The sequence below is a fragment of the Streptomyces sp. NPDC045022 genome (assembly GCF_056432605.1).
In genome coordinates, this window is the sequence record NZ_JBWKIR010000010.1 from 96362 (window position 1) to 109851 (window position 13490).

General features: G+C 72.6%; 14 protein-coding genes. 5 read left to right on the plus strand and 9 right to left on the minus strand.

Annotated features, from left to right (window positions below):
• Positions 1–42: 42 nt before the first annotated feature.
• Positions 43–1464, minus strand: a complete 1422-nt coding sequence (gene pdxR, locus AC07C1_RS19640; RefSeq protein WP_478940569.1) for a MocR-like pyridoxine biosynthesis transcription factor PdxR — start codon at positions 1462–1464, stop codon at positions 43–45.
• Between the two features lie 46 nt (positions 1465–1510).
• Between pdxR and AC07C1_RS19645 the strand changes: the two genes are divergently transcribed.
• Positions 1511–2044: a carboxymuconolactone decarboxylase family protein gene (locus AC07C1_RS19645; RefSeq protein WP_478940571.1), complete on the plus strand. Its 534-nt coding sequence runs from the start codon at positions 1511–1513 to the stop codon at positions 2042–2044.
• A 110-nt stretch (positions 2045–2154) separates the two neighbouring features.
• On the opposite strand, the gene AC07C1_RS19650 is transcribed toward AC07C1_RS19645, so the two are convergent.
• The 3 genes from AC07C1_RS19650 to AC07C1_RS19660 form a co-directional block, all read right to left on the minus strand.
• The gene (locus AC07C1_RS19650; RefSeq protein ID WP_478940572.1) at positions 2155–3642 is read right to left on the minus strand and encodes a glutamate synthase subunit beta; all 1488 of its coding nucleotides are present in this window, start codon (positions 3640–3642) and stop codon (positions 2155–2157) included.
• A gap of 244 nt (positions 3643–3886) precedes the next feature.
• Positions 3887–4366 (minus strand): anthrone oxygenase family protein, encoded by a 480-nt coding sequence (locus tag AC07C1_RS19655; protein WP_478940870.1) that lies wholly within the window; start codon positions 4364–4366, stop codon positions 3887–3889.
• A gap of 236 nt (positions 4367–4602) precedes the next feature.
• The gene (locus AC07C1_RS19660) at positions 4603–5298 is read right to left on the minus strand and encodes a DUF2293 domain-containing protein (RefSeq protein ID WP_478940574.1); all 696 of its coding nucleotides are present in this window, start codon (positions 5296–5298) and stop codon (positions 4603–4605) included.
• A 133-nt stretch (positions 5299–5431) separates the two neighbouring features.
• Here AC07C1_RS19660 and AC07C1_RS19665 point away from each other — a divergent pair, with 133 nt between their 5' ends.
• Positions 5432–6064, plus strand: a complete 633-nt coding sequence (locus tag AC07C1_RS19665) for a nucleoside/nucleotide kinase family protein (protein ID WP_478940576.1) — start codon at positions 5432–5434, stop codon at positions 6062–6064.
• 139 nt (positions 6065–6203) lie between these two features.
• On the opposite strand, the gene AC07C1_RS19670 is transcribed toward AC07C1_RS19665, so the two are convergent.
• Positions 6204–7331: a magnesium and cobalt transport protein CorA gene (locus AC07C1_RS19670; protein WP_478940577.1), complete on the minus strand. Its 1128-nt coding sequence runs from the start codon at positions 7329–7331 to the stop codon at positions 6204–6206.
• Between the two features lie 218 nt (positions 7332–7549).
• On the opposite strand from AC07C1_RS19670, the gene AC07C1_RS19675 reads away from it, so the two are divergent.
• On the plus strand, positions 7550–8344 hold the full coding sequence (locus AC07C1_RS19675) for a methyltransferase (protein ID WP_478940579.1): 795 nt from the start codon (positions 7550–7552) through the stop codon (positions 8342–8344).
• 81 nt (positions 8345–8425) lie between these two features.
• Here AC07C1_RS19675 and AC07C1_RS19680 read toward each other — a convergent pair whose 3' ends face one another.
• Entirely contained in the window at positions 8426–9352 is a 927-nt protein-coding gene (locus tag AC07C1_RS19680) for a carbohydrate kinase family protein (RefSeq protein ID WP_478940581.1), read from the minus strand.
• Positions 9349–10257: a pseudouridine-5'-phosphate glycosidase gene (locus tag AC07C1_RS19685; RefSeq protein WP_478940583.1), complete on the minus strand. Its 909-nt coding sequence runs from the start codon at positions 10255–10257 to the stop codon at positions 9349–9351. The genes AC07C1_RS19680 and AC07C1_RS19685 overlap by 4 nt, the downstream gene beginning before the upstream one ends.
• Positions 10258–10353: 96 nt before the next feature.
• Between AC07C1_RS19685 and AC07C1_RS19690 the strand changes: the two genes are divergently transcribed.
• The gene (locus AC07C1_RS19690) at positions 10354–10785 is read left to right on the plus strand and encodes a VOC family protein (protein ID WP_478940585.1); all 432 of its coding nucleotides are present in this window, start codon (positions 10354–10356) and stop codon (positions 10783–10785) included.
• Positions 10786–10800: 15 nt separating this feature from the next.
• Here the strand turns inward: AC07C1_RS19690 and AC07C1_RS19695 are convergent, their stop codons facing one another.
• Both AC07C1_RS19695 and AC07C1_RS19700 read right to left on the minus strand, forming a co-directional pair.
• Positions 10801–11355, minus strand: a complete 555-nt coding sequence (locus tag AC07C1_RS19695) for a methylated-DNA--[protein]-cysteine S-methyltransferase (RefSeq protein WP_478940586.1) — start codon at positions 11353–11355, stop codon at positions 10801–10803.
• A gap of 41 nt (positions 11356–11396) precedes the next feature.
• Positions 11397–12296, minus strand: a complete 900-nt coding sequence (locus AC07C1_RS19700) for a glycerophosphodiester phosphodiesterase (RefSeq protein WP_478940588.1) — start codon at positions 12294–12296, stop codon at positions 11397–11399.
• A gap of 280 nt (positions 12297–12576) precedes the next feature.
• Here AC07C1_RS19700 and AC07C1_RS19705 point away from each other — a divergent pair, with 280 nt between their 5' ends.
• The gene (locus tag AC07C1_RS19705; protein ID WP_478940590.1) at positions 12577–13455 is read left to right on the plus strand and encodes an MHYT domain-containing protein; all 879 of its coding nucleotides are present in this window, start codon (positions 12577–12579) and stop codon (positions 13453–13455) included.
• Positions 13456–13490: the final 35 nt, after the last annotated feature.

Sequence of the window (13490 nt, forward strand, 5' to 3'; positions counted from 1 at the left end):
GTCCCGCAGTCCCGCAGTCCCGCCGTCCCGCCGCCTACGTCGTCACTCGGGCGGCAGCACCCCGCACAGCGCCTCCAACGCTGCCTCATAGGCGTGTTCGGCGGCGGCCGCGTATCCCACCACCAGGCCCTCGTCCGCGGTCGTGGGCGACTGTGGATGCCGGAACGCGGCGAGACCGTCGAGGGCGATGCCCTGCCAGGCGGCGGCCTTCACCGTGGACCGCTCGGTGCCGGGCGGCAGCCGCAGCACCGCGTGCAGCCCGGCCGCGATCCCCGTCACCTCCATATGCGGCGCGTGCGTGGCGAGCGCGGCGACGAGCCGGTCACGGCGACGCCGGTACCGCTGCCGCATGCGCCGCACATGACGGTCGTACGACCCCGAGACCACGAAGTCCGCGAGCGCGAGCTGGTCCGGCACGCTCACCCATGCCTCCCGCTCGCCCTTCGCCGCGAGCACGGGCCCGACGTACCGCTCCGGCAGGACCATCCAGCCCAGCCGCAGCGCCGGTGACAGGCTTTTGCTCACCGAGCCGATGTGGATCACCCGCTCCGGATCGAGGCCCTGGAGCGCGCCGACGGGCCGGCGGTCGTACCGGAACTCGCCGTCGTAGTCGTCCTCCAGCACCACCGCGCCCCGCGCGCGGGCCCAGTCGATCACCGCAGCGCGGCGCTCCGGGTGCAGCGGGCCGCCGGTCGGGAACTGGTGCGCCGGTGTGAGCAGCACCGCCCGCTCCCGCCCGAGCGCCGCCACCCGCGCGCCGTGCTCGTCCAGCGGCAGCGGCACCGTCCGCGCGCCGGCCGCCGCGAGCAGCCCCCGGTGGAAGTCCAGCCCGTACGCCTCCACGCCCAGCGGACCGCGCAGCACGCCGCCCGCACCCTCGCCGAACAGCAGCCGCAGCGCGTGCGCGAACCCTGAGCAGACGACGATCCGGTCCGGCTCGGTACGCACTCCACGCGCGCGTGCCAGGTAATCCGTCAGCGCCTCGCGCAACTCCCGGCGACCGGCCGGATCCCCCGGCCCGAACGCCTCGCTCGGCGCCGCCTGCAGCGCCCGCCGGTACGAGGCCGACCAGGCCGCACGCGGGAACGCCGACGCGTCCGGCGCACCCTGCCGCAGATCGTGCCGCGGCCCACGCGCGCGTGGAGGTGCTTTCACCGGCGTCCGTACGGTGCGCCGCAGCGGCTCGGCCCGCTCCGCGACCCGTGTCCCCGAGCCCTGACGAGCGGTCAGCCAGCCCTCCGCGACCAGTTCCGCGTACGCGTCGGCCACCGTGTTGCGGGCCACGCCCAGGTCGGCCGCGAGCGACCGGTACGGCGGCAGCCGGGTGCCCGGGGCCAGGCGTCCGCCGCGCACGGCCTCCCGCAGCGCCCGGGTCAGCGCCGCCCGCCGCCCGCCCGGCCCGGACAGCTCCAGGTGCAGATCCGCACCGATCCGCTCCGCGGAATTGACCCACGATTCCGTCATGGAAGTGCACCCTACAGCCGGTCTTTGCGCACCCTAGATTGAAGACATGACGACGAACACGAATGCAACTCTCCCGAACGCCACGACCGTTGACACCGCCTCCGGAATCGCCGCGGCAGAGGGCGCCCGCACCCGCGTGGACTTCGCGAAGACCGCTCCCAAGGCCTTCCGCGCCCTCATCGGCTTCGACGCCGCCGCCCGCACGGGCCTCGACCCCGCGCTGGTCGAACTGATCCAGATCCGCGCCTCGCACCTCAACCACTGCGCCTACTGCCTGCACATGCACACCAACGACGCCCGCAAGGCCGGTGAGAGCGAGGACCGGCTCCACCTGGTCGCCGTCTGGCGGGAGGCCCGGCACTTCTTCACGCCGAAGGAGCAGGCGGCCCTCGCGCTGACCGAGGCGGTGACCCTGGTCGCCGACGCGGGCGTCCCCGACGCCGTCTACGCCCAGGCCGCCGCCCACTTCGAGGAGGAGGAACTGGCCCACGTCCTCGCCCTGATCCTGGCCATCAACACCTGGAACCGGGTGGCCCTGGCGACGGGGAAGGTGGCCGGGACGGACGAGCGGCGCGGCTGACCTCGCACCCTACCGACGTGGCTCGCGCCCTCCCGGCGCGGGTCACCTGCTCGCCGGTCATGCGATCCGGCGGTGTCCGATCCGGCCTGGCGGTGGCCCTGGTACCGCTCTCACACCCGCATCGGCCGATCCCGCGGAGACACCGGCGCCGGCAGTCGTGAACTCCCCGTGAGATACCGGTCGACGGCCGCGGCCACCGCCCGTCCCTCCGCGATCGCCCACACGATGAGCGACTGTCCGCGCGCCGCGTCCCCGGCGGCGAAAACCCCGGGAACGTTGGTCGCGAAGCCGTCGTCCCGGGCGATCGTGCCGCGCGGCTGGAGCGCCAGCCCCAACTGCTCGACCAGCCCGTCCTCCTGATCGGGCCCGGAGAACCCGAGCGCGAGCAGCACCAGGTCGGCGGGGAGCATCCGCTCGGTGCCCGGCACCGGCAGTCGCCGGGCGTCGACCTCCACGAGATGCAGGGAGCGTACGTGCCCGCTGTCGTCCCCGGTGAAGCGGAGCGTGGACGCCGCGAACAGCCGCGCGTCCGCGTCCGCCGCCGGCGCCGTACGCAGGTCGCGCGCCTCCTCGTGCGCGGCCGACAAGCGGTAGATCTTCGGGTACGTCGGCCACGGCTCGGTGTCCTCGTCGCGCTCGGCATCCGGCTGGGCGTAGATGTCCAGCTGGCTCACGGACGCGGCTCCCTCGCGCACCGCCGTCCCGAGACAGTCCGCCCCGGTGTCCCCGCCGCCGATGATCACGACGTGCCGGCCGGCCGCGGACAGCGGTGAGACCTCCAGATCTCCCGCACACACCCGATTGGACAGCGGCAGATACTCCATCGCCTGGTGTATCCCGTTCAACTCCCGACCCGGCACCGGAAGTTCCCGCCACGCCGTCGCCCCCGTGGCGATCACCACCGCGTCGTACCGCGCCCGCAGCTCCGCCGCCGGAACGTCCCGCCCGACGGCCGTCGACGGACGGAACTTCGTCCCCTCCGCCCGCATCTGCTCGATCCGGCGCTCCAGATGCCGCTTCTCCATCTTGAACTCGGGGATCCCATACCGCATCAGCCCACCGATCCGGTCGTCCTTCTCGAACACGGCGACCGTGTGCCCCGCCCGGGTCAGCTGCTGGGCCGCCGCGAGCCCGGTGGGCCCCGAGCCGATGACGGCGATCGTCTTCCCCGACAGCCGCTCGGGAGACCGCGCGGGGGTGAAACCCTCCTCCCACGCCCGGTCGGCGATCGCGCACTCGACGTTCTTGATCGTGACGGCCGGCTGGTTGATCGCCAGCACGCACCCCGCCTCGCACGGCGCCGGGCACAGCCGCCCGGTGAACTCGGGGAAGTTGTTGGTGGCGTGCAGCCGGTCGCTCGCGGCGCGCCAGTCCTCCCGCGAGACCAGGTCGTTCCATTCCGGGATGAGATTGCCCAGCGGGCAGGCGTCATGGCAGAACGGGACACCGCAGTCCATGCAACGGTCGGCCTGCTTGCTGATGATGGGCAGCAGCGCTCCCGGGACGTACACCTCGTCCCAGTCCCGCACCCGCTCCTCGACGGGCCGCCGCGGCCACTCCTGGCGCGGTGTGGTCATGAACCCCTTGGGATCGGCCATGGTCGTCTTCCTCGCGTACGGGTACCGGAGGCACCGGTGTACGACGGGCCGTGCGTCATCGGGCGGCACTCTTGCGGCCACGATACGTCTCCGCCGACAGCCGCGCAGAGTGGCGGACAGCGCTTTCTGCCGGGATCAGGGCAGGCTCCGGGGGGAGGAGGAGGGCGGGTCAGGGCAGGACCCGGAGGGGGGCAGGAGGGTGGCGGAACAGGGGGCTGGACGACCAGGCCGGTCGAGGGGGGAATCAGGTGAGCGCCAGCAGGTAGACGAGGGCGGCCGCTGCGGAGGCGACGGTACGGACGTGGTTCCAGAACGTCCACTCGCGCACGTACGCCGGCCAGTACACGGCCGCCTCCGAAGCGCCCGCGGTCAGCCGGGCCAGTCTGTCGTTGCGGGGCACGTTCGCCGCCAGCGTCAGCCCGAACGAGCCGAACAGGTACAGCGCGCTGCCCAGCAGCAGCTCCACCTTCCCGTCGTCCGGCCACACCACGAACGTCACCACCGCGATCAGTGCGCTCAGCACCGCCGAACCGGTGAACACGGCCATGAAGGCAGGGCGCACCGCGGCCACGTTGATCGCGTTCATCGCCGCGACGCCCTGCGCGGGCGGCAGTGCGGCCAGGCCCCGCATCACGAACGTCGAGAACCCGCAGAAGACCCCGGCCACCAGCCCGGTCCCGAGAATCCCCAGCATCACCACGACGAAGAACGGCCCGTCGATCATCTCCACGCCCTCTTCTCGTTCCACCCGGGCCAGGACCCGGCCTCCACCTCACGTCCAGTGAATGCCCGGGACGGCCGCCCGGCCATGGCCGAGGGACGCGACGGCATACGCGAGCGTCCAGGGAGGGCAGCCGGCGCTTCCCGCGAGCTCTTCTCACGAGGGCTTCCCACGGACGCTGCCTACAGGAAACCGGCATACCTCCCCGGCGTCCCTCCCCTGATCTTCACCCCGCCCCGTCAGCCCACGTCCTCTCCTACCCCCTGCCATGCCCGCAGCACGCTCTCCACGGCCGGGGCGATCCGGCGCCGTGCGTCGGAGCGCGACACGCCGCTCATCAGCAGCTGGTCGTACGGCGTGTCCACATGCCGTACGGCCGCCACGACCGCCGGAATCACCGCCCGCTCGGACAGCGCCCGCCCGGCCGCGCTGCGTCCGACCCGGCCGCTGCCCCGCACGGAAGCGTGCGCGGCGACGACCCGCGCCCGTTCAGCCGGGCAGCCGGGAAAAAGCCGGAGGATTTCCGCGGCGAACGCGGCCACGAACTGCTCGTCCTCCACCGCCCGGCGCCGCGCGTCCCGCGCCCGCCGCCGGCGCCGGGCCTCCGCGTCCGCCAGGCAGCGTTCCTCGGCCCGGCCCAGCGCCGCCTCCTCGACGAGGACGCCTTGCCGTTCGTAGCGGCTCTTGCGCCGGTTGAACCGGACGACCACCACCGACAGCGTGCTCTCCTCCCGCGATCTGCGGGTCAGCGCCGTGTCGCCGCGCGGCAGGAGGACCAGGTGTCCGAGATCGGCGCAGTCCAGGCAGTACGGCACCCCGTCCTCCAGCACGAGCAACGACAGCGGACCGCGTCGGCAACCGGCACACCGCTTGTGCTTCAGAGGCTGGATGGCCACAAGCCGACCGGGGGAGTGGGGAGTTGTGGGAAACGCCATACGCGGTACTTTCCCCGTCACCACCCGCGCCTCCCACCCCGGCCCACACCATCCCCTCCCAGCCGGGGGCCCGCCCCCAACCCTCTCTCGCAGCAGGCACCGGCCGTTCGGTCCACCCGGCATCATGGGCCCTGTGCGACTCGAAGCGATCACCTGGGACCGGCTCGCCGAACTGCTCGCCGACCGGATGACCGGCCTGGAGCCGGCCGACGGAGGCACCTGGCCGCGCGTCGGCTTCGACGGAGCGCCGGCCGCCCGTCCCGGAGACCTCGCCGAGCGGGTCGGGGAAGCGCTGCGTGTGCGCGGCCGCCCCTCCCTCGTGGTCGGCGCCGAGGGTTTCCTGCGGCCCGCCTCGCTGCGCCTGGAACACGGGCGGCGGGACGCGGAGTCGTACTACAGCGGATGGTTCGACACCGGCGCCCTGTGGCGCGAGGTCTTCGGGCCGCTCGACCCCGGGGGCAGCGGCCGGATCCTGCCCGACCTGTGGGACCCGGCCACCGACCGGGCCACCCGCAGCCCCTACGCCCACCTCCCGCCCGGCGGATTCCTGCTGCTCCATGGCCCCCTCCTGCTGCGCCATTGGTTCCCGTTCGACCTGACCGTGCACGTCCTCCTCTCCCCGGGCGCCCTGCGCCGCCGGACCCCCGAGGCCGACCACTGGACGCTCCCTGCCTTCGAGCGCTACGAGTCCGAGACGGACCCGGCCCGGTCGGCGGACGTCCTGGTGCGCGCCGACGACCCGCGTCATCCGGCCTGGGGTGGCTGATGGGGTCGGGCAGGAGATCCGGCAAAGCCCCACTTTCCGTTACCTCCGACGACGCGCTCCGCGCCCACTGGACACAAGTGCCTCGGGATCGACCCGCCGGCGGAAGCGGCGAGGACCGGCGAACGGAACGGCGTGCCCGTCAGAGCCAGCCGTTGCGCCGGAAGCCCCGGTACAACGCCAGGCACGCCCCCGCCATCACGGCCATGACCAGCGGATAGCCGAACCGCCAGCGCAACTCCGGCATGTGGTCGAAATTCATGCCGTACACACCGCACACCATCGTCGGCACGGCGACCACCGCGGCCCAGGCCGTGATCTTCCGCATGTCCTCGTTCTGCGCGACGGTCACCTGCGCGAGGTGGGCCTGCAGGATGGAGTTGAGCAGCTCGTCGAACGCGGCGATCTGTTCCTTGGCCCGTATCAGGTGGTCGAGCACGTCGCGGAAGTAGGCCTGTATCTCCGGGGCCACGACTCGTATGGGCCGGGTGGCCAGGTCCTCCACCGGGCGGCCCAGCGGCACCACCGCCCGCTTGAGTTCCAGCAGTTCACGCTTCATCTGGTAGATGCGGCCCGGGTCGAGCCGTGCGCCGGCCTCCGAGAACACCTCCGTCTCGACCTGGTCGATGTCGGCCTGCACCGCGTCCGTGACGTTCAGGTAGTCGTCGACGACGTGGTCGGCGATCGCGTGCAGCACCGCCGCCGGACCCTTGGCGAGCTGCCCCGGTTCCCCCTCCAGCTCCTCGCGCAGCGGCCCCAGCGAGCCGTGCCGGCCATGGCGCACCGTGATGACGAAGTCCTCACCGACGAACGCCATGATCTCGCCGGTGTTCACCACCTCGCTGGTCGCCGTCAGCCGTTCGTGCTCCACGTAGCAGACGGTCTTGAACACCGCGAAGAGCGTGTCCCCGTAGTGCTCCAGCTTCGGGCGCTGGTGCGCCTCGACCGCGTCCTCCACCGCCAGCGGATGCAGGGCGAACAGCTCGGCGATGCCCGCGAACTCGCGGTCCGTCGGCTCGTGCAGCCCCAGCCAGACGAACCCCTCACCGCTCTTGCGTACCTGCCGCACGGCATCGACCAGATCGGCGCACTCCGGTACGCGGACGCCGTCCTGGTACATCACGCAGTTCACCACCGACGAGCCCAGCGGTGACCTGGCGGGATGACTCAGGTCCACCCGCGGCCGCCGCCGGGCCAGCCGCGCCACCTTGCGCAGGCCGCCGACCCTGCCCAGCCCCGTGACCTTCCGCAGATTCCCTGCCATGGACATCTGGATCTCCTCGCGTGGATCTCCTCGCACAACGCTTTCGCGCCTTGCCGGGCAAGTCTGCCAGTCGAGCGGCACAGTGCGGGGAAGCCTGTGGGAACAGGGAGTTCCGCTTGGTTCCCCCCTGTGGACGCGGCGTCGATCCGGCGCTCACCTCGGCCCCGCCCGCGAACGGAGGGTCGGCCGATCCGGGCAAGCCGGGTGACTGGGAGGATCACGGAATGACGCAATCCGACGGGTATCTCCTGGGCAACCGGCAGAGCGAGGCGGGCCGGCGCTTCGACGCCTTCGCCACCCTCTTCGATCCCACGACCTTCCGGCACATCGAGGGGTTGGGCATCGGACCCGGCTGGCGCTGCTGGGAGGTGGGGGCGGGCGGCACCTCCGTGGTGTCCTGGCTCGCGGCGAAGGTGGGCCCCACCGGCATGGTCGTCGCCACCGACATCGACACCTCGCGGCTCGCCCCCGTGGCCGGTCCGCCGGTGGACGTCCGCGTCCATGACGTGGGCGCCGGACAACCTCCGGGAGAGGGCTTCGACCTGGTCCACGCCCGGCTCGTCCTGGTCCACGTCCCGGACCGGGACCGAGCGTTGCGGTGCATGATCGAGGCCCTGCGGCCGGGCGGGCGGCTGCTGATCGAGGACGCCGACCCCGCTCTGCAGCCCCTGATCTGTCCCGACGAGTACGGCCCCGAGCAGCGGCTCGCCAACCGGCTTCGCCAGGGGTTTCGCACACTGCTCGCCGAACGCGGCGCCGATCTGTCGTACGGCCGTAAGCTCCCGCGGCTGCTCCGCGAGGCCGGGCTGCACGAGGTGGAGGCCGACGCGTACTTCCCCATGACCTCACCCGCCTGCACCGAGCTGGAGGCCGCGACGGTCCGTCAGATCCGTGACCGGCTCGTCGCCGCGGGGCTGGCCACCGACGAGGAGATCGACCGGCACCTGGCCAACGTCGAGGCCGGTCACATGGACCTGACCACCGCCCCTCTGATCTCTGCGTGGGGCAGAAAGGCGTAGACAGCGGTCATCCGCCCGCTCAGCTGTCTCGGTCCGGGCGTTCGTGCCGGCCGCCTGCGCCCGCGTGCCCGCCGCCCCCCTCTAGCCACCAGCCCCCGGGTGCGGCGGTCTTCCGCCCACCCGTCGCACCGCCTCCGCCCCCGCCCGGCACCCGCGTGCCGCCGCCTCCTCCGGGTCCGCGCCCGAGACCAGGGCGGCGAGGAACGCGCCGGTGAAGGCGTCACCGGCGCCGGTGGTGTCCCGAGGAGTCGCCGTCGCAGCCGGAATCCGGGCCCCGACGGCGCCGGCACGGGCCACCAGCGCCCCGTCCGCTCCCGCCTTGGCCACCACCAGCGGCACGAGACGGCTCAACTTGGCCGCCGCGTCGGCCGGGTCCGCCAGCCCCGTCAGCAGACACGCCTCGTCCCGGCTGGGCAGCAGCACGTCCAGCCCCTGCGCGAACGCCAGGAAACGGTTTACGCCCAGCTCCACCAGGAAGCCCGCCGACGCCGGATCCAGGCTGACCGGCACACCACGCACACGTGCCGCCGCGAGCGCCACCTCGGCGAGAGCCCGGCTGGACTCCGTGAACAGCAGATAGCCCGACAGGTGCAACCGGGCGACCCCGTCCAGCAACGCGTCCGACCAGTCGGCGGGCTCGAGTCGCAAAGACGCCCCGCTGTCCGTCAGGAACGTGCGCTCGGCCGACGCCGCCGTGTCGACGAGGCAGAGCACCGTCCCGGTCGCCGCTTCCGGATCGACCACCAGCCGGGGCCGCACCCCGGCCGCCACCAGTTCCCGCTCGTGCCACGCGGCCGCGTCCGCGCCCACCCGCCCCAGCAGCCGCACCTCCGCACAGCCCGCGTAGGCGGCCCAGCAGGCCACGTTGGCACCCGCGCCGCCCGGCAGCGTCCGGATCACGGCGGCCGTGTCGGTGCCGGCCGCGAGCGGCCCCCGGTGCCGGGCGACCACATCCGTCACCACGTCCCCGACGACCAGCAGCGCCCCCCTCCGGCGTCCCGCGGTCATCCCCTGGTCCACGCCGCGGCGATCCGTGCCGCCAGCCGTACGTTCCCGCGTACGGCCGCCAGATTGGCGTTCAGGGAGGCGCCGTCCGTGTGCCGGACCAGGTGGTCCAGCAGGAACGGGGTCACCGCCTGTCCGGTGACGCCCTGCTCCGCACAGGCGGCGAGCGCGTCGGCGAGCACGCGTGCGTGCAGCTCGGGATCGAGCTGTTCCGCCTCCGGTACCGGATTGGCGACGATCAGCGCCGACTCCGGCGCGCCGAGCGCGTCCTGGGCCCGCATGACGTCGGCGACCTCATCCGGACTGCTCAGCGTCCAGTCGACCGCATGGCCCGAGTCGGACAGGTAGAAGCCGGGGAAGCGGTCCGTGCCGTACCCGGCGACGGCCACGCCCAGCGTCTCCAGCCGCTGCAGGGTCGCCGGCACGTCCAGGATCGACTTCACGCCCGCGCACACCACCGTCATCCGCGTGCGCGCCAGCAGCCCGAGGTCGGCCGACTCGTCCTGCGTCACCGTCCACTCCCGGTGCACACCGCCCAGACCACCCGTCGCGAACACCCTGACACCCGCCAGGGCGGCCAGCTGCGCCGTCGCCGACACCGTGGTCGCCCCGCTCACCCCCGCCGCCACGGCGAGGGGCAGGTCCCGGTGGCCCAGCTTTCGGATGGCCTCCTCGTTCGCGACCCGCTCCAGCTGCTCCTTGTCCAGGCCGACCCGCGGACGCCCGTCGAGCACGGCGACGGTCGCCGGGACGGCGCCCTCCCGCCGCAGCACGTCCTCCAGCTCCAGCGCCACCCGCAGATTGCGCGGACGCGGCAGGCCGTGCGCGATGATCGTGGACTCCAGGGCCACCACCGGCCGCCGCGCGTAGATCGCCTCCCGGACTTCTTCCGACACCACCAGTACCACGCGCGCCTCCTGTCCGTCGGTCCTTCCTCATCTCTGGCGGGCGCCGGCCCCCGCTAAACGCTTGCGGCCTGTGGGGGACGCCACCAGCCTGGTGGCATGAAGAGCAAGAGCGCGCGCCTCGACCATGTGGTCCTGTGGGTGGCCGATCCGGTCGCCGCCGCCGGCTTCTACGAGGAGGCCGTCGGTCTGGAACCCATGAGGGTCGCCGAGTTCGCCGAGGGGAAGGTGACGTTTCCCTCCGTGCGCGTCAACGAGGAGACGATTCTGGACCTCGCGCCGCACAGCGTCGCGGACCGCATGAGGATGCTGCCCGGCTCGGCCGACAGCGCGGGCCACCCCGTCAACCATGTCTGCCTGTCCCTGCCGGCCGAAGCCTTCGACGCCCTGCGGACCCGCCTGCGGGAACACGGCGTGCCCCTGAGCGACATCGGTCACGACGCCTTCGGCGCCCGCGGCAAGGCCACGCGCAACTTCTACTTCAGGGACCCCGACGGCAACGTCTTCGAGGTCCGGCACTACGGCGTGTAGCCGGCTCCGGGCCGGTCAGAACAGCGGCTCGGGCAGCACGCCCTCCAGCGCGAGCAGCTTCCGCTTGGTCTCCAGCCCGCCCCCGAACCCGCCGATACCGCCGTCGCTCTCCACCACCCGGTGGCACGGCACGACCACCGGCAGCGGGTTGGCTCCCATCGCCGCGCCGACCGCCTGCGCCCCGCCGGGCTGCCCGACCCGGCCGGCCAGATCGCCGTACCCCACCACGCTGCCGTACGGCACACCGGACGCCAGCTCACGCAGTACCTGCCGGTTGAACCCGGAGATCAGCGACCAGTCCAGCGGCAGGTCGAAGTCGTGCCGCTCGCCCGCGAAGTACGCCCGCAGCTGGCCTGTCGCCTCGGCGAGCAGCGGCGCGTCCGGGGCCTCCACGGGCTCGCCGCCCAGCCGGGCCGCCAGCCGCTCCACGGCCCGGTCGCGCACCGCGTCCGTGGCGTGGAAGACGACGTTGACCAGGCCGTCACGGGTCGCCGCCAGCATCAGTGGGCCGATGTCACTGCCGACGACGGCCCACACGACCCGCTGCTCGTCCTGCCCAAGGCTGTCCATGCGCCCACGGTACGACCCGCCACTGACAACGCCCGCCCGGCTCAGTCCGAGCGCACCGCCGACCGCACCACGTCGGGCTTGTTGCTGATGATCCCGTCGACGCCGTACCCGGCGACCTTGCGGGCGGCGGCCGCGTCGTCCACCGTCCAGGCGAACACGCCGAGCGGCCTGTCGTGCGGCCCGTCCAAGGCGTGCGCGGCCGAGACGTACCTTAGGGAGAGCTTCCCGTACGAGGGATTGATCAGATCGGCGAACCGGGCGTACTGATGCAGCTGAGCCGTTGCGGGCATACCGAGGTAGCCGGTGGTGACCGCGGGCTTCAGCTCATGGACCGTCCGCACACTGCCGGCGCTGAAGCTCTGCACGATGAGCCGCCCGAGGTGGCCGTGGTCCAGCCAGCCCTCGCGGCCGAGCAGCTTGAGGGTCTGCTGCTCGATGCCCGGGTACAGCTCCGGGTTCTTGATCTCCAGGAGGAGTTTCTCGCGGTTGTGCTCGACCCGGCGCATGTACTGCTTGAGAGTCGGCACACGCGTGCCCGCGTACGCGGGGGAGAACCAGCTGCCCGCGTCCAGCCGGGCGATCTCGGCGGCGGTGAAGTCCTTCACCTTCCACGGTGCCCGGCCCGGGAAAAGCTCCTCGACGTTCGTGGTGCGCCGCAGGCTGTCGTCGTGGACGACGACCAGCTCTCCGTCCTTCGTCCGCTGGACGTCGTTCTCGACCCAGGAGAAGCCCAGCTTCGCCGCCTTGTCGATCGAGGCGAGCGTGTTCTCGGGAGCGTAGGCCGAGGCCCCCCGGTGGGCGATCACCGTGGGGGCGCCGACCGCGCTGACCGCTCCCACCTCGGTGACCTCGCCGGCCAGGGCGCCGGAGGGGGGGCCCAGCAGGGCCGCCGCCGTCCCCAGGACCGCGGTGGCCGCGGTGGCCAGTACGCGCGCGTGCATGCAGACTCCTCGCGTCGAGCGAATACGGACAGCACCAGACTGACAGCACAGAGTCAACGGCACGCGGGCGCACGATGGCCACACATTGAACGGAGAGGTCCAAGTCCGCTCACCGGTGCCGCACAAGTGCGGCAAGGCCGTGTTTCTTTGCCGGAAAATCGTTCGACCATTCCGGTGGGGGTCATACTCTCTGCGACAACCCTGACCGCCCGAGCGGTCCTGGGACGGGGGCACATCGCAGACATTTCCGGGACGCAAGAAGGCGGAAGGGCAGCCGCGGATGCAAGGCACGGTCGACGGATTCAGTTATGGGGCCGTCACCCCATTGGTGGCCTATGTGATGGCCTGCCTCGGCAGTGCCCTCGGCCTGCGCTGCACCACCCGTTCCCTGCTGGTCACGCACTCCTGGCGCCCCGCCTGGCTGGCCGCCGGCGCCGCAGCGATCGGCTCCGGCATATGGACGATGCACTTCGTCGCGATGATGGGCTTCACCATCGAGGAGACGTCGATCCACTACGACAAGCCGATCACCTATGCGAGCCTCGCCCTCGCCATCGTCATGGTCGGCGTCGGGATCTTCATCGTCGGCTACCGGGGCGCCACCGGCACCGCCCTCTTCACCGGAGGCACGATCACCGGTCTGGGCGTCGCCTCGATGCACTACCTCGGCATGGCCGGCATGCACTTCCACGGCCGGTTCACGTACAACACGTTCACCGTCGCCGCCTCCGTCGTCATAGCGGTCGTGGCGGCCACCGCCGCCCTCTGGGCCGCCGGACGCGTCCGGGGCCTCCTGTGGAGCGTGGGGGCGAGCCTCGTCATGGGACTCGCGGTCAGCGGCATGCACTACACCGGCATGGCCGCCCTCGACGTCCAGCTCGACGGCACCTCCCACACCGGCGGGGGCGGCCCGGCCGCGTCCGTGCTCGCGCCGATGCTGATCGGCCCGCTCGCCTTCCTGCTCCTCGCGGGCCTGGTCGTGGTCTTCGATCCGCTGATGCTCATGGGCCGGCCGGCCCGCACGCCCGTCGAGCAGAAACCGGGTGTCCCGGCCCCCGCCGTCGCCGCCCTCCCCGACCGCCACCCCGCCCCCCAGGAGGACCGCGGGCCGGTCCGCCGGCCCGAGCACCACGGCTCCCGGACGCCGCAGAACCGCTGATCCGGGCCCGTTGTCAGTGCGGGGTCGTACGGTGG